This is a genomic window from Natrialba sp. INN-245 (assembly GCF_009807105.1).
Taxonomy (GTDB): Archaea; Halobacteriota; Halobacteria; order Halobacteriales; family Natrialbaceae; genus Natrarchaeobius; species Natrarchaeobius swarupiae.
Map to the genome: position 1 here is coordinate 14,817 of NZ_WUBV01000030.1, position 24,801 is coordinate 39,617.

23 protein-coding genes and 1 pseudogene are annotated in these 24,801 nt (G+C 59.1%); 15 read left to right on the top strand and 9 right to left on the bottom strand.

Annotation, left to right across the window (positions count from 1 at the left end; all coding sequences use genetic code 11):
* Positions 1-10 precede the first annotated feature (10 nt).
* From GRS80_RS09675 to GRS80_RS09685, 3 genes are all read left to right on the top strand, one after another.
* Positions 11-868, top strand: a complete 858-nt coding sequence (locus GRS80_RS09675) for a hypothetical protein (RefSeq protein ID WP_160047379.1) — start codon at positions 11-13, stop codon at positions 866-868.
* A gap of 165 nt (positions 869-1,033) precedes the next feature.
* The gene (locus GRS80_RS09680) at positions 1,034-1,237 is read left to right on the top strand and encodes a hypothetical protein (protein ID WP_160047380.1); all 204 of its coding nucleotides are present in this window, start codon (positions 1,034-1,036) and stop codon (positions 1,235-1,237) included.
* An 82-nt stretch (positions 1,238-1,319) separates the two neighbouring features.
* Complete coding sequence (locus tag GRS80_RS09685; RefSeq protein ID WP_235019703.1) at positions 1,320-1,880, top strand: transposase; 561 nt, start codon at positions 1,320-1,322, stop codon at positions 1,878-1,880.
* On the opposite strand, the gene GRS80_RS09690 is transcribed toward GRS80_RS09685, so the two are convergent.
* The 4 genes from GRS80_RS09690 to GRS80_RS09705 form a co-directional block, all read right to left on the bottom strand.
* Positions 1,877-4,096, bottom strand: coding sequence for a PAS domain S-box protein (locus GRS80_RS09690; protein ID WP_235019704.1), 2,220 nt, complete (start codon positions 4,094-4,096; stop codon positions 1,877-1,879). The two genes, GRS80_RS09685 and GRS80_RS09690, sit on opposite strands and share 4 nt — an antisense overlap.
* 253 nt (positions 4,097-4,349) lie before the next feature.
* Positions 4,350-4,829 (bottom strand): metal-dependent hydrolase, encoded by a 480-nt coding sequence (locus tag GRS80_RS09695; RefSeq protein WP_160047382.1) that lies wholly within the window; start codon positions 4,827-4,829, stop codon positions 4,350-4,352.
* The gene (locus GRS80_RS09700; protein WP_160047383.1) at positions 4,822-5,289 is read right to left on the bottom strand and encodes a hypothetical protein; all 468 of its coding nucleotides are present in this window, start codon (positions 5,287-5,289) and stop codon (positions 4,822-4,824) included. Before GRS80_RS09700 ends, GRS80_RS09695 begins: the two co-directional genes overlap by 8 nt.
* Positions 5,290-5,465: 176 nt before the next feature.
* A complete protein-coding gene (locus GRS80_RS09705; protein WP_235019705.1) occupies positions 5,466-5,885 on the bottom strand; it encodes a hypothetical protein in 420 nt (139 codons plus the stop codon).
* 1,116 nt (positions 5,886-7,001) lie between these two features.
* Between GRS80_RS09705 and GRS80_RS09710 the strand changes: the two genes are divergently transcribed.
* Both GRS80_RS09710 and GRS80_RS09715 read left to right on the top strand, forming a co-directional pair.
* Positions 7,002-7,994, top strand: coding sequence for a DUF2800 domain-containing protein (locus tag GRS80_RS09710; protein ID WP_160047384.1), 993 nt, complete (start codon positions 7,002-7,004; stop codon positions 7,992-7,994).
* Positions 7,991-8,347 carry a calcium-binding protein gene (locus GRS80_RS09715; protein WP_160047385.1) on the top strand — a complete coding sequence of 119 codons (357 nt, stop codon included), beginning with the start codon at positions 7,991-7,993 and terminating at the stop codon, positions 8,345-8,347. Before GRS80_RS09710 ends, GRS80_RS09715 begins: the two co-directional genes overlap by 4 nt.
* Before the next feature lie 386 nt (positions 8,348-8,733).
* Here the strand turns inward: GRS80_RS09715 and GRS80_RS09720 are convergent, their stop codons facing one another.
* The gene (locus GRS80_RS09720) at positions 8,734-10,155 is read right to left on the bottom strand and encodes an SWIM zinc finger family protein (protein ID WP_343161518.1); all 1,422 of its coding nucleotides are present in this window, start codon (positions 10,153-10,155) and stop codon (positions 8,734-8,736) included.
* Positions 10,156-10,376: 221 nt separating this feature from the next.
* Here GRS80_RS09720 and GRS80_RS09725 point away from each other — a divergent pair, with 221 nt between their 5' ends.
* Entirely contained in the window at positions 10,377-11,735 is a 1,359-nt protein-coding gene (locus GRS80_RS09725) for an ATP-binding protein (protein ID WP_160047386.1), read from the top strand.
* Here the strand turns inward: GRS80_RS09725 and GRS80_RS09730 are convergent.
* Positions 11,721-13,025 carry an RNA-guided endonuclease TnpB family protein gene (locus GRS80_RS09730; protein ID WP_160047387.1) on the bottom strand — a complete coding sequence of 435 codons (1,305 nt, stop codon included), beginning with the start codon at positions 13,023-13,025 and terminating at the stop codon, positions 11,721-11,723. The two genes, GRS80_RS09725 and GRS80_RS09730, sit on opposite strands and share 15 nt — an antisense overlap.
* Before the next feature lie 44 nt (positions 13,026-13,069).
* Between GRS80_RS09730 and tnpA the strand changes: the two are divergent.
* Positions 13,070-13,477: pseudogene (gene tnpA / locus GRS80_RS09735) on the top strand (IS200/IS605 family transposase).
* Positions 13,478-13,627: 150 nt separating this feature from the next.
* Here the strand turns inward: tnpA and GRS80_RS09740 are convergent.
* The 3 genes from GRS80_RS09740 to GRS80_RS09750 all read right to left on the bottom strand — a co-directional run bounded on the left by GRS80_RS09740 (position 13,628) and on the right by GRS80_RS09750 (position 15,945).
* Positions 13,628-14,146: a metal-dependent hydrolase gene (locus tag GRS80_RS09740; RefSeq protein WP_160047388.1), complete on the bottom strand. Its 519-nt coding sequence runs from the start codon at positions 14,144-14,146 to the stop codon at positions 13,628-13,630.
* Complete coding sequence (locus tag GRS80_RS09745) at positions 14,146-14,712, bottom strand: hypothetical protein (protein WP_160047389.1); 567 nt, start codon at positions 14,710-14,712, stop codon at positions 14,146-14,148. The genes GRS80_RS09740 and GRS80_RS09745 overlap by 1 nt, the downstream gene beginning before the upstream one ends.
* A 294-nt stretch (positions 14,713-15,006) precedes the next feature.
* On the bottom strand, positions 15,007-15,945 hold the full coding sequence (locus tag GRS80_RS09750; RefSeq protein ID WP_160047390.1) for an NAD-dependent epimerase/dehydratase family protein: 939 nt from the start codon (positions 15,943-15,945) through the stop codon (positions 15,007-15,009).
* Positions 15,946-16,141: 196 nt separating this feature from the next.
* On the opposite strand from GRS80_RS09750, the gene GRS80_RS09755 reads away from it, so the two are divergent.
* The 8 genes from GRS80_RS09755 to GRS80_RS09790 are packed head-to-tail and all read left to right on the top strand — an operon-like array spanning position 16,142 to position 24,759.
* Positions 16,142-16,732 (top strand): acyltransferase, encoded by a 591-nt coding sequence (locus GRS80_RS09755; protein WP_160047391.1) that lies wholly within the window; start codon positions 16,142-16,144, stop codon positions 16,730-16,732.
* Positions 16,732-17,805, top strand: coding sequence for a DegT/DnrJ/EryC1/StrS family aminotransferase (locus GRS80_RS09760; RefSeq protein ID WP_160047392.1), 1,074 nt, complete (start codon positions 16,732-16,734; stop codon positions 17,803-17,805). The genes GRS80_RS09755 and GRS80_RS09760 overlap by 1 nt, the downstream gene beginning before the upstream one ends.
* Entirely contained in the window at positions 17,795-18,781 is a 987-nt protein-coding gene (locus GRS80_RS09765) for a Gfo/Idh/MocA family oxidoreductase (protein WP_160047393.1), read from the top strand. Before GRS80_RS09760 ends, GRS80_RS09765 begins: the two co-directional genes overlap by 11 nt.
* On the top strand, positions 18,774-20,186 hold the full coding sequence (locus tag GRS80_RS09770) for a nucleotide sugar dehydrogenase (protein ID WP_160047394.1): 1,413 nt from the start codon (positions 18,774-18,776) through the stop codon (positions 20,184-20,186). Before GRS80_RS09765 ends, GRS80_RS09770 begins: the two co-directional genes overlap by 8 nt.
* Positions 20,183-21,517, top strand: a complete 1,335-nt coding sequence (locus tag GRS80_RS09775; RefSeq protein ID WP_160047395.1) for a nucleotide sugar dehydrogenase — start codon at positions 20,183-20,185, stop codon at positions 21,515-21,517. Before GRS80_RS09770 ends, GRS80_RS09775 begins: the two co-directional genes overlap by 4 nt.
* Positions 21,517-22,614 carry a glycosyltransferase family 2 protein gene (locus tag GRS80_RS09780; RefSeq protein ID WP_160047396.1) on the top strand — a complete coding sequence of 366 codons (1,098 nt, stop codon included), beginning with the start codon at positions 21,517-21,519 and terminating at the stop codon, positions 22,612-22,614. The genes GRS80_RS09775 and GRS80_RS09780 overlap by 1 nt, the downstream gene beginning before the upstream one ends.
* Positions 22,607-23,527: a polysaccharide deacetylase family protein gene (locus GRS80_RS09785; RefSeq protein WP_343161519.1), complete on the top strand. Its 921-nt coding sequence runs from the start codon at positions 22,607-22,609 to the stop codon at positions 23,525-23,527. Before GRS80_RS09780 ends, GRS80_RS09785 begins: the two co-directional genes overlap by 8 nt.
* Positions 23,524-24,759: a GNAT family N-acetyltransferase gene (locus tag GRS80_RS09790; RefSeq protein WP_160047397.1), complete on the top strand. Its 1,236-nt coding sequence runs from the start codon at positions 23,524-23,526 to the stop codon at positions 24,757-24,759. The genes GRS80_RS09785 and GRS80_RS09790 overlap by 4 nt, the downstream gene beginning before the upstream one ends.
* Positions 24,760-24,801: the final 42 nt, after the last annotated feature.

Genomic DNA, 24,801 nt, shown 5'->3' on the forward strand with positions numbered 1-24,801 from the left:
AGATCGAACCATGGCCCCCGCGATCACACATTTTCTCGTCGGTGCGACCCTCCTCGTGTTCGCGTTCGTCCCCATCGCGATCCGATACGACCTCGGCCGGGAACACGCCGTCTGGTTAATCCCACTCGGTGGCGTCTGGGGACTGCTCCCGGACGTCCACCACATCACGCCCGTCTTCCAGGCCGAACTGTACGCGATACACAACACGGCCTGGATGGACCTGTTCGCGCTTCACTACACGCTGGATCGGCCCATCGTCCGCGCCCGCTACACCGCGAGCGTATTCGGCTCGATCGCGGCGTTCATCGTCGCCGTAATCGCCCTCTGGGTGACGCCACGGGTGCGCGCCACCGGCCAATGGTGGCGGTCGACTCGAGCGATCGTCACAGCCGGCTCGAGCCTGCTCGCAACAGCGTACGCGACGGTCGTCCTGTGGGTAGTCGTCAGCGTACAACAGGCCTTCGGTGCCGTCAGCACACTCGTCGGCAGTGAGAGCCTCCTCGTCGGGGGCCTCCTGCTCGTTCCCATCGGCGGCGGGCTCGGGCTCGTATACACGATCGGTCTGGAGATTTACGGACTCGACCGACGCCTCGAGCCGACGACGGCAGCGGCTTGGGCCGTTCTCACCGGCGGTCTGTGCTGGCTCGTCGGCGTCGTGTGTCTGGCCCCGCTGTGGCTCGGGGCCATCGGCGTCGAAAGCGTTGCTCCACCGTTGCTCCACGGGGGGAGCCTCGTCGCGCTCGTCGCGTACGGGACCGTGTTCGGTGCGGTGTACGCGATGGTTCGAGAGGGCGTTCGTTCCGGATCGGAGAGACCGCTCGGGATCGACGAGACGTCGGGTTCGACGCATCTGCGGTCGTTCAGATAGAGGTTTACACTGGAACCAGCGTGAGTCGCCTCGGGGTCAAGTGGTTCGAAAACCCCTGGTCTTTCGTCACTACGCGGAATAGATTCCGGTATCATCGCCACGCCGGCTTTGACGCCTACGAGGGTGGCCAGAATACTGACGGGCTCTGGTATCGTCAGATTTGGTATGAGCGACGGTGAAGACGCTAGGGTACAGATCGACGACTCGGAGCGAACGGGCTGTTACTCTCTCCCCGTCGAAACACTCCGTGTCGAGAATGGAGACGAACCGGACGAAGTCGTCCTTTTCACTGACGACCTCGCCCGCTGTACCGAATGGATCGCGGCCAGCGGGTCCGAATCGTTCGTCGATCTTCGAGCGTGGCGCTGAAGTTCTCTCGAACACTGAGCTATAACGATTCATCCCTGTATTTCAGTGGCGACAGTCATCGCGGGAGAAGCGACGTGGCGACTTGCAGGAACACGGCACACGGTGGTCACACGAGAATATCCAGTCTGTCGGCCGCAAAGAAGAGGGTCGGTTCAAAATAACTCACCACCGTATATCGAACGAGCTGGTAGCTGAAGCCCGCGAGTACGGGTGTTCGGTGATTGCGTTCGAGGACTTGACCGATATTCGTAAACGCACTGGTGCATCGTGGGGATACAAATGGGCTTTCAACCGCCTCTGCGAATGCGTCGAGTACAAGGCTGCCGAGTACGGTATCGACGTAGAACAGGTTGAACCGGAGAACACGTCGCGGCGCTCCTCACACTGTGGGTTTACGCACCCAGACAACCGCGAGGACGGTGAGTTCGGGTGCCTGAAATGCGGCTACGAGAACCACGCCGACTACAACGCCGCGAAGAACATCGGTTTGCGGTATCTCCGTTGGAACCAAACTGGGGACGGCGGAGGCGCACCCGCAGGCGTGCGCTTGAACAGCGGGACGTTGAACGCGAACGGAAAGTATGAACCTCCTGCCGAAGATTCGGCCAGAGCGGGAGTCCACGCTGAAAGCCAACGACTTTAGCCGTTGGTTAGCTTCCTGTCAGCAAACTCGAGACCACGAAACTCGAACCGGGCACCGCCATCCATCCCATCAGTGAGTGCAATATCCCACCCATGTGCGTCAGCAATCGTTTGCACAATTGCGAGACCAAAACCTGTTCCGCCCTCTTCTGTCGAATAGCCGGCGTCAAACACGTTCTGTCGCTCAGTATCGGGGATTCCAGGGCCGTCATCTTCGACGTACCAACCATCGTCTTCGAACCCAACGCGGACAGTCGCGTCCTCACCAGCGTGTTCGATCGCATTTCGGAACAGGTTCTCGAGGAGTTGCTGGAGTCGACTCGGATCAGCTTCGACGATTCGGTCGCAGTCAGCGATCATGTCTGCGTGTTTTGTCCCAACGTGTCGCCACGCATCGTCGACGATCTGAGAGAGTTCCACCGGACGAGTCTCACCAATTTTTCTTCCTTCGTGGGCCAACCACAGTAGATCGTCGATGATCCGTTCCATGCGACTGTGAGAGTGCGCGACCTCGTCCAGATATGCGTCATCACCGGTTTCCTGGGCGAGCTCGAGATTCCCATTCGCAACCGTGAGTGGGTTGCGCAGATCGTGTGAGACAACGCTTGCAAACTCCTCAAGCCGACTATTTTGTTTCTGGAGATCGTTTTCTCGATCAATTCGATTGAGAACCTCGGTAACCCCTGACGCCAGCACTTTTGTGAGGGTTTCGTCGGTGTCGTCGAACGCGCCAACGTTTTCGGAGCTGATTAGTAAGACGCCGTGATCCGAAAGTGGGTGCAAGAGTTCACTTCGGATTGTTGTGCTCGGATTATAGATGTCCGGATGAGTTCGAACGTCGTCGTATCGCTTGGATTCTCCCGATTCGAACGCTGTCCACACGATTCCTTCTCCTTCCTCAAACACCGGTTTCTCGTCGAGAGTGGTCTCGGCGTACTCCGAAGTGACAGCAGGCTCGAGCCGTCGTGCTGATTCATTGTACTGATAGAAGCCGTGAAGGTCGAACTCCAGTAGATCCGCCAACTGCTCGCTTGCAAACTCGAATACGTCGTCTTTTGACTCCGCATCTAGCAAGCCAGTCGTTGCGCGATACAGTGTCTGGAGCTGGCGTTCACGACGTTTACGCTCGGTGATTCCGGCATTGACTGCGACGAAGCGAACGATTTCGTCTGTTTCGTTCGTGATCGGTGCGATCGTCTGATTGACGGTGTATCGACTGCCGTCTTTGTGCTCATTGATGAGCTCACTTTGCCAGACGTCGCCATCAAGGATGGTCTCCCAGAGCTCTTCATAGAACTCGGTGTCGTGTTCGCCGGACTTGAGAAGTTTCGGTGTGTTGCCGATTGCCTCATCTACACTGTAGCCGGTGGCCTCCTCAAACGCCGGGTTCACGTACTGGATCTCTCCATCCATGTCCGTTATGTAAATCGCGTGGCCAGCGTGTTCAACCGCCTCTCGAAACGCCTCTAGCTCCTGTTCGCGGTGTTTCTTCTCAGTGATATCGCGAATAAGCGCAACCACCCGTTGTTGTCCGTCAATCGTAACGGGTTTCAGCCGAATATCTGCCCAGAACGTCTTGCCATCGTTGGTTTCACACAGCCAATCGATGCGTTGGGGTCCCTCCTCAACTGTTTGTTTGATGAGTGCCCGAGCAGACTGGCCGGTTGCTGGTTGCGTGGTCGCACTCAGTTCCTCGACGTCGCATTCACATGCGTCGTCGTACGCGTATCCCCACCGGTGACAGACGGCTCGATTGACATCGATGATATCGCCAGTATCGGGGTCATGGATAATGATGGCATCATCGATCGCATCGAACAGTTTCTCATACTTGGTCCGCGAGTGGTGCTGCTCGATCGCCTCGTCAATAGACGTTGCGAGCCGCGTATATTTCTCATAGCCGTTTTGCTGAACGTAATCAGTGACACCAGCAGAAATCGCATCGCTGGCAACGTCTTCCGAACCAGCAGCTGGAAAGAGGATAAACGGGAGCGTCGGATATTCCTCGCGCACGCTCTCGAGGAATTCGACCCCGTTCGCCTCTGGGAGTTCGTAGGCGCTTACGACACAGTTGATCTGTTGCTCAACACAGCTAGCGAGTCCGTCTCGGGCAGTTGCTGCTGTCGACACCTGCGTCTCCGGAAGCGTCTGCTCGAGGTGTGTGGCTGTCTCTGCACGACTCACGTCAAAATCGACGTAGAGGACATGTCTTTCCATTGAATGTGTTCGTTCAGATCCTATCGAACTCTTCGAGAGTGTAGCTCCAGTCGGTGGACGAGCACTCGGTTATCTGGGAATCGGAAAACGCCATTGAGAGTTGACTCTCATTATCATCCATCAAGTAAAATAGTTTTCACATTATTTCTAACTGTCGGGAATTAGACTATGTCTGGCAGGCATATCTGTAAAGAAATAGTTGTATCGACCTGTATTTTGTGGGACGCCAGCAACCAGATTATCCAGAACCACCCTATCGCTGGTCACCCAGCCAGACGACCGCTGCAACCGAGCCAGCGACGAGGGCCGGCCAGCGATCAGTACTGAGATAGAGATTCGGCGTCGGCGGTCGATATGGGGTGAGCGGCCAGAAGACGGAGTAAGAGTAGCCCGAGGGACTGATCAACAACACGTCGAGGACATGGTGAGAGAGCGCACCCAGGGCGAGCATCGCGACGACCGCACGTCGGTAGCGCTGTGGCGTGAGCAACGCGCCGATCGCGACGACAACCGCCGTCCCACCGAGGGTGTGAAACGCACCCCAGTCGAACGGCACCCCGACGACCGACTCGATCGTCTCCGCCGAGAGGAGCAACTCGAGACGGTTCAGATCCGGTGTGATCGCCCCAGCCATCGCGACCGTGACGAACGGCGCGGTGATCCACTCGTAGCGCCAGGAGAGCGCCGTCGCGAGGACGTACGCAGCCAGGACGTGAGTGAGCAGTTCAGCCATCCGACTCACCGCCTCGAGGAACGACCCCCCAGTCGTCGGTGTCAACCCGCCAGTGAGCGATGGCTCTCCCGAGCACCCACAGCGCTGCGACGATGGAGATGGCGTACATGTAGGTCGGTTCCCAGCTCTCACGGACGAGCGTCTCGTGAGCCTCGAGCGTGCCGTCAGTCTCGAGGGTCGCGAACACGCGGAGTTGCTGCCCGACGTCGGCGGGCGGCGCCTCGTCAACGATGTAGCGGTCCGCGTGACTGGTCTCGATGACGACCGGATCCGTGTCGACGGCCGTTCCCCCGAGTTCGACTCGCTGGTCGACGTAGGCGTCGGCGTCTTCGGCGAGGTCGTCCTCGTCCGGGTACACGTTGTGTTCTGGTACGGGCTCGAGTGTGCCGTAGCCGACGAACAATCCGAGAGAGACGCCCAAGAGGAGAACGATCGCGGCGAGTCGGACGGATGGACGCATTCAGTTCGGGAGAGGACCCTCGAGGGGAAATTCGTTCCGGAGTGGCGACGGGGCCAGCGTATTGCCAGTCAGTGATCGGTTCCACCGACTCTAATGGAATCAACCGGTGTATCAGATTGGGGACTGATCGGTGAAAAGAAACCAGTTGGAGAGGCGTTCACAACGTCGCACACGTATTAGTCGTCTGCAGGTGCGGCGTCTGCGCCACTTCCACCGAACGATGTGTCGGTCTGGACGGCGGCTTGCCACGTCATAATCACCATCGAGACAATCAACAACCCACCCCAGAGGAAGGCCGTCGGATGAAGGAACGAGAGACCAACACCGACCGCCAACCACGGAACGAGGGGGAGACCCCATTGGCCGAGAATAAACGTCCACGTTACCACCTGTTTGAGCGACCCAGTTACACCGAACGCGGGGATGGCAAACCCAAGGACGATAGCCAGAATGGAAAGCACACCGAGATGGGCATGCCCGCCAATCAGCCACGCAGGATTTCCTGCCCCAATAGCGTTCAAGTAGTTCTGGTACATCCCGACGCCCATCATCACTGTCAGTCCCAGGAATCCGGATACCTTGAGTGGCTTTGACATACACGCATTCCCTTAAATGCAGGGATGTTAAAGTTTACCCAAAGGATAATTGCCGTAATGGATATCTTTTGATGGGAGACAGGGCCACATGACAGGTCATCCCTGTGAAGAACCAACACAGTATGAGATCTCTTCGATGATACGCGCTACCGAAGACGGAGTTCTAGGATACGGACCTCGTACGATCGATGTCTCGAGGACCAGGCAGCCGAGACAGCTCTCGAACAGCCCGCTCGGGCATGACTGGGCAGAAACAGCTACCGACGCAAAAATCCAGGGTCGGTGGATGACCCACCCCAATACGTGTTCGAACGGAGCGTTGCCTATCAGGGGGGTGATGAACCTGATGGGCAACGACGATAACCCCTGGATGGGTGTTCGGAAGGGGTGGCAGGCAGGGATGACGTGTCAACGGGCTATTGACGAGTCCCCCATCCCTACCTGTCTGTTCATTGGCAGTACTGTACAATATACTTATTGTAAAAATTCAATTATCAACAACCCACAACTAATCTTCTGCACACCTCGGGCATGGTTTCTCGTTTCTCCCAGGCTTTGCGAAGGTCTGTGGAAGAAAATACTCATAAGTTATTTTCAACGGTGACACAGTCAGTGTGGCCAGTATCCGGAGATTGTCGGGACGGATCTCGAGGGGTCGTCAGTCATCACACAGACCGCCGAGAGCGGTTTCAACACCGGATCGGAGTACGACCGCGACGACTTGACTCCTCCCCCGCGTGAACGTGGAGGAGGGAGTCAATGAACGGCGGGATTGTCTGTCACGTGGGGCACCAGTGTATGGCAGATGCGTCCACTCCCGCCAGTTCGGGAATACGGTCTGTAGAACTGAAAATACTATGGTTGATCGTTGTCATCTCCATACGATCGAGGAACTCACCACTCTTTGTCTCCAAGTGCTGAGTTTATATAATAGTTCAAATGAATACTCCCTGATTAGATTGGTGATCTGGATAGGGAAGCGGTGTATCGTCACCGTCGGCAGTGAACCAACCCAACGAAGATCAATCGTGAGAGTACCACCGTTTCGTGGGACACGACGTTGTCCAGTCCGAGATATCCCACACGGTTTTGGCACCTGACCACCTCACTCTAGATATGCCGTTCAGTGTGAGTTGGCAGACGCTCCTCGACGAACTCGAGGATCTCCCCGACGGAGCGGCGCTCGTTACACCCTTATCGCACAATCGGTTCCGAATCACCGATGTCCAGGAGCAACGTGTTATCATTAGCTTCGAAGATAACGAGCAAAAGCGACCACTCCAGCGCGATCAGTTCGAGACGCTGTACCGGCGGATCACTGATGCGCCGACTGGGTTCCAACTCGATCGGCTCCCGCCTGATGCCGACCCGTATCCGGCGGTATGGAGCCTGCATCCGCGCTTTGAGATCAACGGGGATGCTGGTGTGATCGTCGAGCAGGATGGGCCGACGTCAACGTCGACACAGCTGCTCGAGGGCGAGACTGCGCCGGAGACAGGTGACCGGGCGGAGCCCGATCTTGCTGTGTACGCCGACGCGCTCTTGCTCGTAGATGCACTCGAGCGCCACAACGTCACCACGCTAGAGGAGATGGACACGGATGCGCTGGTCAATCTGTACACGCTGCTCTCGGACGTCCAGCGCAACGCCAACGAATTGCGCCAGGACGTCGCCGACGTCCTCCTCAATCGTCTCCACCACGATCGGCCGGTCAATGGCCCGTTTGGCTCTGTCCAACGGACGACTCGACGCAACCGTACGCTCAAGGATGACGAGGAGGTGCTGGCGGCGCTCGAGGACGCTGGCATCGAGCGCAAGCGTGTCATGGGTGTCGACCGCACAAAGGTCGATGACGCGCTCGAGGTGACGGAACTGGCTGAGAGTGACGTATACGAAATCGACGAACGCGAGTACGTTCGCAAGGCTGAGGTAGACGAGGAACGCAAGCAGACGCGCCTGCAAGGTCTCAAGGAACAACTCGCTGCCACCGAAGGTGAGGAAGCCGAAGAGCTTCGTCAGGAGATAGAAGAACTCGAAGGTCGAATCGGGGAGTTGACCGAGTTCAAATCAGGGCAAGCATTTCATGCCCGTACTGGGGGTGAGCCATGACAACGAGAGATCGAGATGAAGAACGAGACGAACGAATCAATATGGAGATCATCGTCGATGCGTACACGCCCGAAGAGCAAGCGATGGGATGGCACATCTATCTGGAGGAAACGATGGATTTTCCCTTCAAAGCGCGTTGTATCGACGAACAAGAAGTTTCTCCGCTGGAGGAAGGCGAAACAGTTCGTGTAGTCGGTAAGCCCTCGTCTGAACCATCTCTCCGTCAACAGTTCGTCACCATCGAGTGGATGGATCGGGAGTTCGGCGTACCGCTGAGCCAACTGGAACCCGTAGAGGCCAGCAGTGATACCGAGCAAGCCATTGAGGACTGGCACTACTGGCTCGAACGCTGACCAGAAAGAATTACCGCTGCGAGTTCCGATCTCGCGAATGCTTTGTCACGATATCAGTACTGGAACGTGACAACCTGTTCCGGAACGCTCGGCCCTCGTAGGGGATTATTTTACTTGTGGGCCGGATATGACAAATTGCTACGGGATCGGTGAGATGCTGGCCCCGAACCACAAGGGACGGTGGACCTGCGGTGGTTCACACAGCAATGACACGGATTCCGATGGGACCTCATTGACCGGGCCACAGCCCTACAGCGAGGAAGAAAACGAGAGTTTCGCCGGTATGCTGCCGGTTCCCTCTGAGTGCGGGTTGGAACCGTGAACGCTGCACTCGGCGGAAATCCGATGGTCGGATTCCTCCGCGTGAACGCGGAGGAGGAGGTCAATCAGCAGGCTAACTCGTCGTAGATTCGCTTACGAACCGCGACGTCCTCGTCGGCGAGCGTCTGCAACAGCGCGCGCAACTCCCTCGCGGACGCCGACGCGAGTACGTCCTCCAGCGACTGGTCGCCGCCGGCGGTCTCGATGTCGCCGCTTGCCAGCACGGTTGCGACGATGTGCTTGCAGGGAACCGCGTCGTCGGGACAGCTACACCGCCCTTCGACGTACCGTCCGTCCGAAAGGGTGACCCGGACGTCGTAGGGCCGGCTGCCCTGGACCGTCGCCTGGACCACGTCGTCGACGTGCTCGAGGTCGGTCACGGCCCCGCGCTCGTAGTAGCTCCGTCCCCGGTCGTACCGGCCGGGTTCGGTCATCGACCGAAGGGCGTCCGTATCGACCGACGACGACGGCTCCCGCGTGTCGAGCCGGGGGAACTCCGCGACGACCGGATCGTCGCCCGGAATCTCGGGATCGGTCCCCCGGCGATGGATGTACCCCTGCTGTGGCCACCCGAGCGGAACCCAGTAGGCCGGATCGCTCGCGACCTCCCAGCACCGTTCGATCACGTCGACCCGGTCGTCCGGGCGGATCCCCTCGAGCGTCACCGTCCGTGGCGTTCTCCCGACGTCGATCGCGACGTCGGTCTGGTGTGTCCCGTCGTCGGCGACCCGCTCGGCGTAGTCGGCACGAATATCGCCGAACGCCTCGATGCCCGCCGCGGCGAAGCCGTGGCCCGTGCGCTCGAGTTCGAACACTAAGTCCGCATACTTGTGCTTCTCGCGGTACTTGATCAGCGGCCGGTTGCTCCCGACCAGATCGGTCGGATCGTACTCCGGGAGCGTCGTTCCGAAGACGATCGGCGTGATCGGCTGGTCGGGCGTCTCGGGGAGCCGATCGGTCTCGGGAGCGCGGTCGTCGGCCGGTTCGCCGAGTGGCGTCTCGAACAGCCGTCGACAGGCCGGACACACCCTCGCCCCGAGCCCGCGATAGATCGTCGACTCGTGGGACCGACACCAGTCACAGCTGCGGCGGGGGTCGTGGTCCACCCGGTCCCAGTCGACGTCGCGGCGGGTCGTCACGAGCTTGAGCCCCGCGATGATCCGGGACCGGCGGCGCTGGTGGCGATCCAGGACGGACCGACACGATCCACAGAGGCCGGCGTCACCGTCCTCGATGGGGGCCGGGAGGACGAGGCGCTGGTCGTCGGTGCGCCCGCGAGGGAACGAACTCCCACCCATCGACAGCGAGACCGACACCGACCCGGACCGGCCGTCGTCCGGCGTCTCCGGCGGCTCGTAGGCGACGATGTCGGTTGCCGTGACGGTTTCGTCGGGCGCGGTGTCGTCGGCGAACCGCTTCCCGTACCGGCAGCCGTCGGGACCGACGACGTGCCACTTTCCCGAGCCGGTGCGTGCGAAGGTCGGCACGGGCGAACGGACGCGGGGGAGTTGGAACAGCGTTTCGGTCGTCGACAGCGTGTTACGGAAAATTCGAGGCGAAAGCCTCGTCCTTCTGGGTGGGATGAAGCCGACCAACAGTATTCACCCGACGACGGTGGCATAGAGATTCGAGGAGGAAGCCGACCAGTGATCTCAGTCCGGCCACCCGATCGGTTTATTATGCATGAGATAATATTATCGCGTGTATAATGATCGACCGCGCCAAAGAGGTAGAGTGGCTTAGGTCACATCTCACTCGAGACGAGCGCCAGCTGCTCGTTGTGTATGGACGGCGTCGCGTTGGAAAAACTACGCTGGTGACAGAGGTCTTAGAAACTCTTCAGACAGAGTGTATATACTATCTATGCGATCAGCGTGGCCCAGCACATAATGCTAGACAGTTCGCTACCCAATGTGCAGAGGCGTTCGATGACATCCCACCCGATGTCGATGGATTTGTTGATGCATTTCAGTATCTCAAAAACCGAGTTGATGGACCATGTATTGTTGCTCTGGATGAATTCTCGTATCTGGTTGAGGCTGATGAGACGATCCCCTCTGTGTTTCAAACGATCGTCGATGAGGTGCTCGCAGACACAGAAATTTCCCTTGTTCTTCTCGGATCTTCGATCTCGATGATGGAAGAAGGCGTATTGAGTTACGAAAGCCCATTGTACGGTCGACGAACCGGACAATGGGAGTTAGCCCCGCTCTCATTCGCGGACATGCGAGGGTTTTTTCAAGACAACGATATTAACACACAAATCCAGACGTACAGTGTGCTCGGTGGAATTCCGGCATACCTAGAGCAGTTCGATCCTGAGCAATCACTGCTATCGAATATCGAGACACACATCCTCTCAAAAGGAGCGTTCCTGTATGAAGAGCCAGAATTTCTCCTTCGGCAGGAGCTTCGGGAACCAGCAACGTACATGGCTATCCTCGAGGCAATTGCTGCGGGTTCGACCCGTGTGACAGATATCGCGAACACGATCGGAAAAGATGCCAGCGGTATTTCTCGATATCTCAAAAACCTCTCGAAGTTAGCGCTTGTCGAACGGGAGACACCGGTGACTGATCCAGACGGACGTGGTGTATACCGGATCGCAGATGATTTTCTCCGGTTCTGGTTTCGGTTCGTCGCCCCGAATAAGGGAACACTCGAGCAGGGCCGAACAGCGGCAGTTCGAGACTCGCTTGCAGATTCGCTCTCGGATCATACCAGCCAGACATTTGAACACGTATGTCAGCAAGCAGTTCAGTCAGCGGCCGTTCCGGTCGATTGCTCACGTGTCGGTCGGTGGTGGTACAAGGAAGCAGAAATCGACGTCGTCGGACTCAATCCACAAACGAACACACTGCTACTCGGCGAGTGCAAGTGGACCAATACTCCTGTCGGAACCAGTTTGCTAACTGATCTCGAGGAACTTGAGGAAAACGTTCGATGGCAGGGAGATGATCGTACCGTTGAGTATGCACTGTTTTCACGTTCTGGGTTTACTGACGAGGTAAACAGCCTCGGGCGCGGTGGCCCGAGGCTTTTGTTGGTTCCCTCAACTGTGTGCTAGCACTCCCTGCTCGGCAAGCGAGCGGGATGAGGTTGGGCGGCTTACGCGCCCCGACCCGGACAGACGCACCAACCGCACCTGCGGCTGGGTTTTGTGAGTCCGGTAATCCGTAGTATTACCGTCAAGTTTCGCCTTCTCGCGCCACGCGATGTTCACCGACGCATTCCGGTCGGCGTGGTCTTGCGCCACGTCACACCCGTCGTTCGGACACCTGAACCGCCGACCCTGCCGATACCCACGCTCACCACAGCACGAACACGTCTGCGAGTTGTAGTAAGCGTCCACCGTATCCGTCGGAATCTCCCGCCACGTCGCCTTGTACGAGACGAACTTCTCGAACTTGTGGAACGGCAGTTTGTGCAACCGGCGGTTCATATACGACCCGTACTGCATCTCCTCGCGGATACCACTCATATCCTCGAACACGATAACCGGGTTCGGGAACTGCTCTGCGAACTCTACGACAGCACGGGAAAGACGGTGCAACACCCACTCGGTGAATCGCTCTTCTTTGTCACTGAGTTTCTGGTGGATGCTCGTCTTGCCGTGTTCCTGACAACGTTTCGTAATGGTGTGGTAGCGTTGGCGTTCCTGCTTCACCCGTCCGTAGTCGAGGACGAGCGTGCCCTTCGTTCGCATCGTGTCGCGGTCAAGGGCGGTGAGAGCGACGTTGCGCTCGTTGATGTCCACACCGACTACCGTATCGGCGGTATCGGGTTCGGGCACGTCGAACTCGCGTGTGACCGTGACGTGTAGGCAGTACACGCCATCGCGGTACAGGAGTTCGGCCTGCCCCACATCCACCTCATCCGACGTGATAGCGTCTCGAAGTTCCTCCATCGCGCCCGGTTCACCGCGAAGATGGCCCTTCACCTTCTTGTAGGGTTTCGGGCTGATGCGGAACTGGACGCGGTTCGTGTTGTCGTTCACGGTGAGGCGGTAGCCTTCCGTGTGCGCCATCACAAGCGGGTATGCACCAGATTTGTCCGTACTCGGCGGCGTCGGCTTCCCGCCGTCAGGGTCATCCTGTTCTTCCCACCAGTCTTTGAGTGATTGGTAGGAGTCCCACGTCTGGAGGGCTTTGCCGACGACAGCACACTTGTTGTTCCGTAAGAAGTCGTCGCGGTCAACCTCCTTCTGTATCTCGGTGCGATTGTACCCTTGTTGTTTGAGGCGGATGGTTTGGTTGAAGATCTCGCGTGAGGCGAGACGGGCGTCGTGAAGCCACGATCGTTCACCAGACGCTATGTGGAGGCGCGTCTGGATCGTCTTCGTGGCTTCTTCACCCATGCTTTGATAATCGTTCCAGACTGTCATAAATGTAGGGATTAGGGATGGAGGAGTACCGCAGTCACGCACATTCGGTTAGTTCCAGCAAGTATCATTTCGTGTGGTGGCCGAAGTATAGACACCCTGTTCTCGGTGTGGTCGAGGAGGACGTGAGAGAGTTGTTTGCGGAGACTGCCGACCACTTCGGCCACGAGATTTTGGCGTTGGAGATTGCAGACGACCACATTCATCTGTTCGTGCAAACAGACCCGAAACATAGCCCTGCTGAGGTAGCACGGCAGTTCAAGTCGTACTCTGGAAAGCACTTGCTGGAACGGTATCCCGAGATTCCTGAGTCGTATTTCTGGGGCGGTTGATTCTGGAAGGTCGGATACTACGTGGGAACGACGGGAGCAGTATCGGAGGAAGTGGTTGGACGGTATATCGAGGAGACGGGACATACGCCGGAGTGACGCGCTTCACCCCCGCCCACGGTGGGGCGGGGAACTCGCGCTGCTTTTCGTTTAGAAACGCTTGTGTCCGAACGTTCGGATCCCTATCTGTATACTCCCGAGGAACTCGCCACTCTCTTTGTATCCAGTTGATGACATTACGTGAGAATGTTAGTTTTCGACCCGTTTTCGAGGAGTGGATCGGTGTGGCCACCGGTATCGGAGATACCAGACGCAGATGGCAAGCAGTGTTGCGATGATCGCGGGCCATCGATCGCTGCTCCGGTAGTGGTTGGGCGACGGGAAGTGATACCCAGAGAGCGGCCAGAGCACGTCGTACGAGTAGCCCGAGGCGTTGACGAGCGCCATATCCAGCACGTGGTGGGATGCAGCCCCAATTAGGAAGAGGGCGATCGCCTGGGCTCGATACTGGGGTGCGAGGACGAGTGCACAGAGCACGGCCATGAGAACGGCGACCCCGAGGGTGTGGAGTGGGTCCCACGAGAACGGGATGCCAAGCGTCGTTGCGACTGCGGCATCGGGGACGACGAGGTTGATTTTGACAACGTCCGGTGCGATCGCGCCGAGCACGACGAGCGAGACGTGGGCTGGCCGCAGCCAGTCGACCCACCAGGAGAGACCGACGCCGATGATGAAGCCGGTGAGGGCGTGAGTGAAGACGTCCGCCATCAGTCGTCACCTCGAGTCGAGTCAGGCGTCTGCTGCGTGTGGGTTCGGTCAGGGAGTGACAGCGGTTGCTCTCGTGGGACGAAGGCGAGTTGCATGCGGTCGAATCGCCAGTGGCGGACGAAGTGGCCAAGCGCGAAGATGCCGCCGATGAACGAGATGACGTACATGTAATAGGCTTCCCAGGGCTCTCGGGTTATCGTCCGGTCGGCATCGAGTGTATCCGTCTCCTCGAGTGTCCCGAACGCTGTGAGTTCATCACCGGGCTCGAGTGGGTCGTCCGTGGTCTCGAGGGCGGCGTTTGCGTTCAGGATTGTGACAGTGGGCGCCTCCGGGTGGTCCACCTCGAGGACGACCGGGTCAGTGGCGGTGACCTCGCCCTCAAGTGTGACCAGCTGGCCGACGTAGGCGTCGGGATTAGGGGCAACCTGATCTTCGTCGGGATAGTCGTTCAGTTCCGGTTGGTACGATGGTTGTGTGCCGTACCAGACCAACAGTCCAAAGAGGGCTCCGAGAAGGAGGAGAATCAGAAGGAGTCTGCCGCGGTGATTGGAGAGCTCATCGATCATCGCATTCGATTCTCTAGTTGCTCTGTGATAGGGATTCTGAAATCGTTCACTTCAGTACTGGTCGTATGGGTTTGCTGTGAGCGATACGACTCACATCGTTTGTGTCGAGGCCATACTCGAGGAGGATCCTCAAATTCGGATATCGGGAGGTTGGATTGCCTCTTATCGTCGTTGTGGTGGGCCGACCGAAGCGGCAGCGGCTGCCACCATCCCGAAAATGGTTGCGACAGCGGCGACCAATCCCACCACGGTTCCAGGCGAGAGGAAACCTCAGCGGTTACGCCGAGGAGGATGTCATTCTTTGTGGATCCGATACCACTCGATGGTCTGCTCGAGTCCTTCGCGGATCGAGACGGAGGGTTCGTAGTCGAGGTGCTCCTTGGCTTTCGATATATCCGCTTCGGAGTGGTCGATATCGCCCGTTCGGGCCTCCGTGTGGACGATATCCGAGTTCGTGTCGGTAATGTCCTGGATGAGTTCGGCCAATTCGCGGATCGTAATCGACTCACCGGTCCCGATGTTGTAGACCTCGCCGACCGCATCAGTGGTTGCGGCTTTCCGATTGGCCTGGACGACGTCGTCGATGAAGACGAAATCGCGGGTCTGGTCGCCGTCGCCGTGGACCGTGATGTCCTCGCCCGAGAGCGCCTGATCGATGAAGACGCTGATGACGCCGCTGTAATCGCCGGCCACCTGTCCGGGACCGTAGACGTTGAAATAGCGGAGCGCAATCGTCTCGAGGTCGTAGAGGTCGTGGTACAAGCGGGCGTAGTGGTCGATGGTAAGTTTGTCGAGACCGTATGGGGAAGTTGGGTTCTTCGAATGAACTTCCGTAATCGGTACGTGGATAGGATGCCCGTAGATCGCCGCACTCGAGGCGAGGACGATACGTGCGTCCTGTTTTCGTGCAACCTCGAGGAGCGACAGTGTTCCGTCGACGTTAATTTCGTGACTTGTGAGTGGCGTTTCGATCGATTGCTGGACGCTCACAAGCGCCGCTTCATGAAAGATGATATCGATCTCGTCGGTTGCCTGAACGAGCGTGTCCTCGTCCCGAAGGTCACCTTCGAAGAGGATCGCTTCATCAGGAATATTTTCCCGTTGGCCCGTGGTCAAATCATCGAGAATGCGAACTCCGCTTGCCGAATCGAGTGCAGTTGCGAGATGACTCCCGATAAAGCCAGCACCCCCCGTGATTACCACCGTTTGATCAGTTAACTCACCTGAGCGCATAGCGACACGTGACGCTACTCTCTCTAAGAGTTTCTGATTCCCAATTACTTTCTTTTTGAATAGTTCGTTTAGGATACCCTCACGCTGTATTGCAGTTCCAACACTTAAACAGCGAATTTGAAAACCAGAGGTTATTAGTGGGTTGGATCGACAGTAACTTTCAGTAGAAATATCGGTTTAATGGTGTATCTGTGAAATGGATGGTTCAAATAATACAGAAGTAACAACAGAGTCGGACGGTGATCCAGGGGCGACAGTTGGATACGAGTACGATTCGGACTCGAGTCCGCCAGTACTCGGAGACGCTGCGGCGATTCGGGCAGGGACGATTATCTACAACGACGTCGTAATCGGGGATGGGTTTTCGACGGGCCATCACGCGCTGGTTCGCGAACTAACCGACATTGGGGATGACGTCCTCGTCGGCACGAACGCCGTGATCGATGGCCGGTCGACGATCGGGTCACACGTAAGCCTGCAGACGGGAGTGTACGTCCCGTCACAGACCGAAATCGGAGATAACGTCTTTCTCGGGCCACACGCGGTACTGACAAACGATCCGTACCCGATTCGGCAAGATGTCGAGTTAGCAGGTCCGACGCTCGAGAACCACGTCTCAGTGGGCGCGAACGCGACGATTCTCCCCGGTGTAACCGTCGGGCGTGGCTCGTTTATCGCAGCCGGCGCCGTCGTCACCGAAGATGTGCCGGAAGAAACATTAGCTCTCGGTGCACCAGCGAAACATGAACCATTACCTGACTCTCTTCAGGGGGGCAACGACATCTAATGATACCAATCGCGGATCCAGAACTGGGGGAAGAAGAGACAGATCGTGTTGAGGACGTCCTCGACAGCGGCATGCTCGCGGACGGACCCGAAGTTCGTGAGTTCGAAGCCGAGTTTGCCGCCTACTGTGGCACTGATCACGGCGTCGCAACGTCGAACGGCACGACGGCCTTACACGCGGCGCTTGAAGCACTCGAGATCGGCGACGGCGATCGCGTCCTGACGACGCCGTTTTCGTTCATCGCAACGGCCAACGCGATCCGACTTGCCGGCGCGGAGCCGGTCTTTGCGGATATCGATCCCGCAACCTACAATCTCGATCCCGACGCGGCGTGGGAGATCGCTCGTGAGGAGGCCGTCGATGCGATCGTCGTCGTCCATCTGTACGGGCTCCCAGCCGCAATGGAGGTGTTTCGGGATTTGGCTGATGATCTCGGCGTACCGTTAATCGAAGACGCTGCGCAGGCCCACGGAGCAGAGTACGACGGTGATCGCGTCGGATCGATCGGCGACGTCGGCTGTTTCTCGTTTTACCCGACGAAGAACATGACGACCGGCGAGGGCGGGATGGTCACGACGGATCGTGCGGATCTCGTCGACCGCCTCGAGCAGTTCATCAACCACGGCCGAACTGACTCCTACGACCATGCATCCGTCGGGCACAACTTCCGGATGACCTCGATTGCAGCGGCGATCGGTCGCGCACAACTCGAGCGACTGCCGGAATTTATCGACCAGCGACGGGCGAACGCAGTGCGGCTGACCGAGGGGATTGCAAACGACGTGGTAACGTGTCCGGTCGAACCCGCTGACGCGACACACGTCTATCACCAGTATACGATTCGGACCGAGAACCGCGACGACCTCGTCGATTATCTCGAGGACCACGGCGTCGGCGCCGGCGTCTACTATCCGACCTGTATCCACGAGCAGCCGGCCTACGATGACGTGAGCTGTTCAGCGCCCGAGGCGGAGGGTGCTGCAGCGGAGGTACTATCGCTGCCCGTGCATCCGAACGTGACTGCGGACGATCTCGACCACATTATCGAGGTGATCAACGACTATGACCACTGATACGCGACGGATCGACGTCGGTGTGATCGGCGTCGGCTCGATGGGGCAACATCACGCACGTGTCTACGATGAACTCCCGGGAGCGAACCTCGTGGGAGTCTCCGACGTTGACGTCGAGCAAGCACAGGAGGTTGCAGCGAAACACGACACCGAGGTGATGGCACGTGACGAGTTATTACGCGTCGTCGATGCAGTGTCGGTCGTCGTCCCGACGCAGTATCATTACGATCTCGTGACGACGTGTCTCGATGCGAACGTCGCGACGTTCGTCGAGAAGCCAGTGCTTGGTGATCTGGAACGGGCCGACGAGTTGCAGTCTCGAGTCGAGCGGGCCGACGTGCCGGTTCAGGTCGGGCACATCGAGCGGTTCAATCCGGCTGTGCAGGCCCTCGAAGAGATCATTTCGGATCTCTCGGTAGTGAGTATTCGCGCCCAGCGGCTGGGGCCGGAACCGAACCGGGAGATCGAGGACAGTGCCGTGCTCGATCTGATGATCCACGATATCGATATCGTGCTGTCGTTACTTGGTCGGGAACCGATCTCGGTACACAGTGCCGGCGTCGAGGGTAATCGGCACGCCTCGGCGCTGCTCGAGTTCGATGGCGGGACGATGGCGTCGTTGACCGCGAGTCGGAAGACCCAGCGGAAGGTTCGGACGCTGGAGGTCACCGCGGAGGAGTGTTTCGTCGAGGTCGACTATCTCGATCAGTCCGTCGAGATCCATCGGGACTCGGTCCCGGAGTACATCGAGGAGAACGGCGACGTCCGATTCAAACACGAGAGCATCGTCGAACGACCACAGATTTCGAACGGCGAACCGCTGCGGAAGGAACTGGAGTCGTTCGTCGAGGCAGTGGACTCCCATCGTGTTCCTGAAGTTACGGTCTCGGATGGGCTAGCAGCCCTGGAAGTCGCCCTCGAGATCGAAAACACTGCACTGGAGGCGTCCGTTGGCCGGGTGGTTGCGAATGACTGAGGCTCGATCGACCGTCGACTCGCTGTATGGGGCAGCTGCCGAACAGGAGGTACAGCGTGAGGCGTTCCTGAACGGTGACGTGCCAGTTGCCGTGTACGGGCTGGGCAAGATGGGGTTGCCGTTGGCGTCGGTGTTCGCCGACGTCTCCGGCAACGTCGTGGGCGCCGATATCGACCCCGACGTGGTGGCGACGGTGAACAGTGGTGGTTGTCACGTCAAACGCGAGCCCGGCCTCGAGGAGTTAGTTGGTTCGGTCGTGAGCGAGGGTGCGCTCGAGGCGACGACAGAGCCCTCCGAGGCAGCCTCGCGGGCATCGATCCACGTCGTGATCGTCCCGACGCCAATCACTGACGAGAAGGAGCCAGATCTCGCGATTTTGGATGCTGTGATCGAGGACATCGGGGCGGGTCTCGAGTCGGGTGATCTGGTGCTGATCGAGTGTACTGTTCCTCCCCAGACGACTACACAGCGGGTGGTGTCGCGGTTAGAAGAGGGTTCTAGGTTAGAGGTTGGTGAGTTCGGGGTGGCGTTCTGTCCCGAACGAACGTCCTCCGGGCGAGCGCTCGAGGACATCCGCGGTGCGTATCCGAAAGTCGTCGGTGGTGTGGATTCGGAAAGTACGCGAGCTGCGGAAGTCGTGTACGAGGCGATCAACTCAGAAGGCGTATTGACGGTCTCGGACGCGACGACCGCAGAATGCGTGAAAGTGTTCGAAGGGTTGTACCGGGACGTCAATATCGCGCTGGCCAACGAGCTGGCGCGGTTCACCGACGAGTTGGGTGTTGATGTGAACGAGGCCATCGAAATCGCGAACACCCAGCCGTTCTGTGACATTCACGACCCTGGTCCGGGCGTTGGGGGACACTGTATTCCGTACTATCCCTACTTCCTGATCGAGCCCTTCGAGACAGAGACGTCGTTGCTCGAGACCGCACGCGCGGTCAACGACGCGATGCCCTCTTTTACCGTTGAGAAGGTACGGGAGGGCCTCGAGGCCGACGGGAAGTCCCTGGCGGAGTCGACGGTGGTCGTGCTGGGGTTGACCTACCGACCAGGCGTCGAGGAGATCCGGGCATCGCCGTCGATCCCGGTCTCGGAGCAGTTGTCGGACGCAGGGGTCGACGTCTATGGTGTCGATCCGATGCTGGATTCGGTCGAGGAGTTCGCCTTGGACCAGGTCGAGCTGGATGAGGTGGCGGAGCTCTATCCGGACGCCGTCGTGATGGTGACCCCCCACGAGGAGTTCGATGACATAAACTGGGGAGAGTTTCATCGCAACGATAATGACCTCTCAGTCGTAATTGACGGCCGAGATACGCTTGCTGGGAAGGAGATCGAGGCACCCGTCTACACGATCGGCGGTGGTGGCAAACTCGGTGACTCCGGACGAGGTGGGAACCGATGAGTGAAGGGCAGCGATCGACTGGCGACGGGATCCAGGCAACGCCCAAGAGCGGCTACGCCAACATCTGCGTCGTCGGCCTCGGCTATGTAGGCCTGCCGCTCGCGTCGGCGCTCGACCGGGCCGGTCACGACGTCAGCGGTTATGACGTCGACCCGGAGAAGGTGAGGACGCTCGAGCGGGGCACCGACCCAACTGGCGACGTCGGCGACCGGGCGATCCGCGACGGCGACATCGCGTTCACGACCGATCCCGCGCTGATCGCCGACGCCGAGTACGTGATCGTCGCGGTGCCGACGCCGGTCGACGACCTCGAGAAGCCGAACCTGACCCTCGTCGAGAGCGCCGGCCGGACCGTCGGGGAACACCTCCAGCCCGGCGCGATAGCGATCTTGGAGTCGACGGTGTATCCGGGCGCGACTCGCGAGGAGTTCGTCCCCGCAATCGAGGAGACCTCGGGACTGACCGCCAGCGAAGAGTTCGGCGTTGGTTACTCGCCCGAACGGATGGTTCCGGGCGACGACGAGCACGGACTCGCGAACGTGGTGAAGATCGTGAGCGCACTCTCCGAGGCAACCCTCGACGAGGTGGCGGCACTGTACGAGACTGTCGTCGACGCCGGCGTCCACCGGGCGCCGACAATCGAGACCGCCGAGGCCGCCAAGGTCGTCGAGAACACCCAGCGCGATCTCAACATCGCGCTGGTCAACGAGCTCGCGGTCGCCTGCGAGCACCTCGACCTGGATACGGACGCCGTCCTCGAGGCCGCCGGGACGAAGTGGAACTTCCACGACTACAGCCCCGGACTCGTCGGGGGCCACTGCATTCCGGTGGATCCGTTCTACCTCATCTACGAGACCGAACAGCACGGCTTCTCGCCGGAGCTCATCCAGAAGGCCCGCGAGGTCAACGAGTACGTGCCGACCCACGTCGGTGAAATGACGATCAAGGCCCTGAACGAGGCCGGGAACGTGCTCCGGGACAGCCGGGTGCTCGTGCTCGGGCTAGCGTACAAACCGAACGTCGGCGACATCCGGACCTCCGCGATCGGGGGGACCATCGATGCTCTTGAGGAGTACGGCGTCGAGGTCGTCGGCTTCGATCCGCGAGCTGAGGACGACGCCATCGTCGACGAGTTCGGCATCCCGGTCCAGGAGGAACTGGACGCCGAGGGCTTCGACGGGCTCGTGATTGGGACGCCCCACAACGAGTTCCACGGGCTCAATTTCGACGACCTGGCTTATGAGATGACTGAGAGCCCAGTGCTTGTCGACGTTGACGGAACGTTCGAATCGCGAGTGACTGACCACGATTTCGTCTACAACCACCTCTGATGTACCGGGAGCACTCAATCGGGGTCGTGATCCCCGCCTACAACGAGGAGGGCTTCGTGGGCGGCGTGATCCGGGAGATGCCCGATTATGTTGATCGGCTGTTCGTCGTCGACGATTGCTCGACCGACGGCACCTGGGACGAGATCCGCGAAGCAGCTCGCGAGGACGCCAAGGAGACGGAGCTGACGTACGACGATGACAGCGAATCGGAGGAACGCGGGGATCCCATAGACGCAGACGAGCCGGTCGCCACCGACGGCGGGACCTCGATGCTTGAGCGGCGGGCCGAGGTCCACAACCCGGTCGGTCGCGTCGTCCCGATCGCCCACCGCGAGAACCTGGGTGCCGGCGGGGCGATCAAAACGGGCTACTTGGCTGCACTTGAGTACGAAATGGATGTCACCGCGACCGTCGATGGCGACGGCCAGATGGACCTCTCGCAGCTTCCCAAGCTGCTCGACCCGATTGTCGAGGGAGAGGCCGACTACGCGAAGGGCAACCGGCTGCTGTACAAGGAGTTCCGCAACGAGATGCCCGCCTTCCGCTTTTTCGGAAATTCGATCCTGACATTCCTCACCAAGATCGCCTCGGGCTACTGGAAGACGATGGACCCCCAGAACGGCTACACCGCCATCTCAGGATACGCGCTCGAGAACGTGGGCATCCAGGGGATGTACGAGTATTACGGCTACTGCAACGACATCCTGGTGAAGCTGAACGCCAAGGGGATGCGCGTGGCCGACGTCGCGATGCCGGCGGTGTACGGCGACGAGGAGTCCTCGATCACGTACCGGACCTACATCCGGAAAGTCTCCTGGATGCTACTGAAGAACTTTCTGTGGCGGCTCAAAGTGAAGTACCTCGCGCTGGACTTCCACCCGCTCGCGCTGTTCTACCTGTTCGGGGCCGGAATGGCGACGCTCGGATTGCTCGGAGGAGGGTGGTCGATCTACGCGAAGATCACGTTCGGCGACTCGCTGTTCCTCCGCGGGACCGCGAGTCTGCTGATGTTCTCGCTCGGTAGTATGTTCGTCATGTTCGCGATGCTATTCGACATGCAGGCAAACGAGCACAAGGAGGTGCAGGTGCGTGAGTGAGCAACTCGCCTGCATCACGCTTGACCTCGAGAACGACTGGTATTTCGACAAACCCGGATACGACCATCTGACCCTCGAGTACGTTGACGACTACGTCGAACTGATCCAGGACCTCGACGTCCCGGTGTCGTTCTTCGTGGTCGGACGGACCCTCGAACGGTTCCCGGAAGTGATCGACGAACTCGATACGCAACTCGACTGCGAATTTCACCTGCACTCCTACCAGCACGACACGTCCAAAGACTACGACTTCCGGACCGAGATTCGTCGAGGGGTCGACGCGTTCGAATCACACTTCGGAGCGGAGCCGACCGGTTACCGAGCACCGCAAGGGAACATCGAACCCTACGAACTCGAGGTCCTCGAGGAGGAGGGGTTCGCGTTCGACTCCAGCATCTTTCCGTCGTACCGACCGGGAGTCTACAGTAACCTCGATAAGCCCCTCACGCCGTACCGACCCGACGTGGTCGACGAGTTGCTGGAGTTCCCGATCGGTGCCACGCCCCGAACCCGGATCCCGCTCTCCCACAGCTACCTGAAACTCCTCGGGCGCCCGTTCCAGGCGTACATGCGACGTGCCACGCTGCCGCCAGTCGTGGTCTACAACACTCACCTGCAGGACATCTACCGGACGGACTCTCACGGAAACCTGGGCCAGCCCAAGCGGTTCCTGTTCGAACGAAACATGGATCGGTCCGAGGAACTCCTCCAGTGGAGCGTCTCGCTGCTGCGAGAGAAGGGGTACTCCTTCGGGACGATGACCGACATCTACGAGACGCACGCGGAGTCGAAGGGAACTGTTCTGACCTACGACGAGGAGGAAGTCGAATCGGAATCCGTGACGGACGGAGACGACGACGAGGTAGCAGAGGAATCCGATTCCCACCACTCCACGGAGCCAGGTAAGGCATGACGGCAGACCCGAACGTAGATACCGTTACTGGACGAGAGGACGAGGTACTCTCGTTGCTCAACGAGGCGTACGACGATTGGGGTGACGAGGAGTACTTCCGATGGAAGTACGACCAGTATCCCGAGTACGATCCGGAAGAACATACGTTCGCTGTCGTCGACGACGAACTGGCGGCGTTCCGCCGGGTGTTCCGCAAGGAACTCGTCTACGAAGGTGAGTCAGTGACGACGTTCGTTCTCGGTGACACCGCAGTCGCTCCGGACCACCAAGGACAGGGGCTCTACTCGAACCTCCACGAGAGAACCACCAACTACTGCGAGGACGTCGGAGCCGAAGCCACGATCACGTACAACAACGCCGACAACGTCACGTTCAAGGCCAACCGGAAACGGGGCTGGGAGTTCAGTGTGTTGCCGCTTCGGTTGTACGTACACTCGTACGAGACGGTGCTGAGCCAGTACGCCGAGATGGCGTTGCCCGACGGTACGGCTATCGACCCCGTGGTCGATCGAATCGGAGATCGGTTCGTACTCGAAGTCGACGGCCGGCGGGTTCCGATCGCGTCGATTTTCGGGACCGAACGCACGCCCGACAGTCTTCGGCTCGAAGTCTCGGCGTCACCTCGCGCAGTCGCGAGGTTCGTGGAGGCAGCAAGCAACGGGCAGATTGCGCGAACGATCCCGACCGCTGCGCGGTTGTTCGCCAGTGGCGACCTCTCCCTGACCGGGGGTGGGAATCGAGCGCCCTCCAACGGTCGGGCCGACGGCGTCGACGTTCTCGAACCGGATGCAGTATCGGACGAGGAACGGGAGACCATGGTCGAGCTGCATCGGCTCTCTCGCGCAGGTGCGCCTACCTTCAGGCGCGACCTTCATGACGTGGAGCACCTACTATCGTACCCCGGCGCAGACGTACTCGTCGCACGCCAAGACTCCGATATCGTCGGATTCGCCGTCGTCGGACCCTACGAGAACGACGGCGTTCTCGAGGCGCGCGTGCTCGATCTGGTCGCCCCCTCCGAAACAATCTACCGCCGACTAGTGACGCGAATCGAGCGCCACACGGCTACTGCAGGCTACGATCTGCTCGTGATGATGTCAGATCGAGATCCAGGAGCGGAGTGGGCGTCGATCGAACGCCAGACGATCATGTGGAATCGATGTGGCGACAGCCGATCGGTCCCCGCCGATCGTCTATTCCCTCCAACGATCGGTATGTACGACGTTTTGTGATATACATGAGACATTCGACCAACTACGAGGCCGTTTCGAAGC

Excerpts from the sequence above, each read along its gene's own strand:
- GRS80_RS09780 (WP_160047396.1), top strand. The coding sequence starts at position 21,517 with ATGTACCGGGAGCACTCAATCGGGGTCGTGATCCCCGCCTACAACGAG.
- GRS80_RS09700 (WP_160047383.1), bottom strand. The coding sequence starts at position 5,289 with ATGCGTCCATCCGTCCGACTCGCCGCGATCGTTCTCCTCTTGGGCGTC.
- GRS80_RS09690 (WP_235019704.1), bottom strand. The coding sequence starts at position 4,096 with ATGGAAAGACATGTCCTCTACGTCGATTTTGACGTGAGTCGTGCAGAG.
- GRS80_RS09740 (WP_160047388.1), bottom strand. The coding sequence starts at position 14,146 with ATGGCGGACGTCTTCACTCACGCCCTCACCGGCTTCATCATCGGCGTC.
- GRS80_RS09680 (WP_160047380.1), top strand. The coding sequence starts at position 1,034 with ATGAGCGACGGTGAAGACGCTAGGGTACAGATCGACGACTCGGAGCGA.
- GRS80_RS09770 (WP_160047394.1), top strand. The coding sequence starts at position 18,774 with ATGACTGAGGCTCGATCGACCGTCGACTCGCTGTATGGGGCAGCTGCC.
- GRS80_RS09765 (WP_160047393.1), top strand. The coding sequence starts at position 17,795 with ATGACCACTGATACGCGACGGATCGACGTCGGTGTGATCGGCGTCGGC.
- GRS80_RS09775 (WP_160047395.1), top strand. The coding sequence starts at position 20,183 with ATGAGTGAAGGGCAGCGATCGACTGGCGACGGGATCCAGGCAACGCCC.
- GRS80_RS09745 (WP_160047389.1), bottom strand. The coding sequence starts at position 14,712 with ATGATCGATGAGCTCTCCAATCACCGCGGCAGACTCCTTCTGATTCTC.
- GRS80_RS09715 (WP_160047385.1), top strand. The coding sequence starts at position 7,991 with ATGACAACGAGAGATCGAGATGAAGAACGAGACGAACGAATCAATATG.
- GRS80_RS09695 (WP_160047382.1), bottom strand. The coding sequence starts at position 4,829 with ATGGCTGAACTGCTCACTCACGTCCTGGCTGCGTACGTCCTCGCGACG.
- GRS80_RS09675 (WP_160047379.1), top strand. The coding sequence starts at position 11 with ATGGCCCCCGCGATCACACATTTTCTCGTCGGTGCGACCCTCCTCGTG.
- GRS80_RS09705 (WP_235019705.1), bottom strand. The coding sequence starts at position 5,885 with ATGTCAAAGCCACTCAAGGTATCCGGATTCCTGGGACTGACAGTGATG.
- GRS80_RS09730 (WP_160047387.1), bottom strand. The coding sequence starts at position 13,025 with ATGGGTGAAGAAGCCACGAAGACGATCCAGACGCGCCTCCACATAGCG.
- GRS80_RS09790 (WP_160047397.1), top strand. The coding sequence starts at position 23,524 with ATGACGGCAGACCCGAACGTAGATACCGTTACTGGACGAGAGGACGAG.
- GRS80_RS09710 (WP_160047384.1), top strand. The coding sequence starts at position 7,002 with ATGCCGTTCAGTGTGAGTTGGCAGACGCTCCTCGACGAACTCGAGGAT.
- GRS80_RS09725 (WP_160047386.1), top strand. The coding sequence starts at position 10,377 with ATGATCGACCGCGCCAAAGAGGTAGAGTGGCTTAGGTCACATCTCACT.
- GRS80_RS09750 (WP_160047390.1), bottom strand. The coding sequence starts at position 15,945 with ATGCGCTCAGGTGAGTTAACTGATCAAACGGTGGTAATCACGGGGGGT.
- GRS80_RS09760 (WP_160047392.1), top strand. The coding sequence starts at position 16,732 with ATGATACCAATCGCGGATCCAGAACTGGGGGAAGAAGAGACAGATCGT.
- GRS80_RS09755 (WP_160047391.1), top strand. The coding sequence starts at position 16,142 with ATGGATGGTTCAAATAATACAGAAGTAACAACAGAGTCGGACGGTGAT.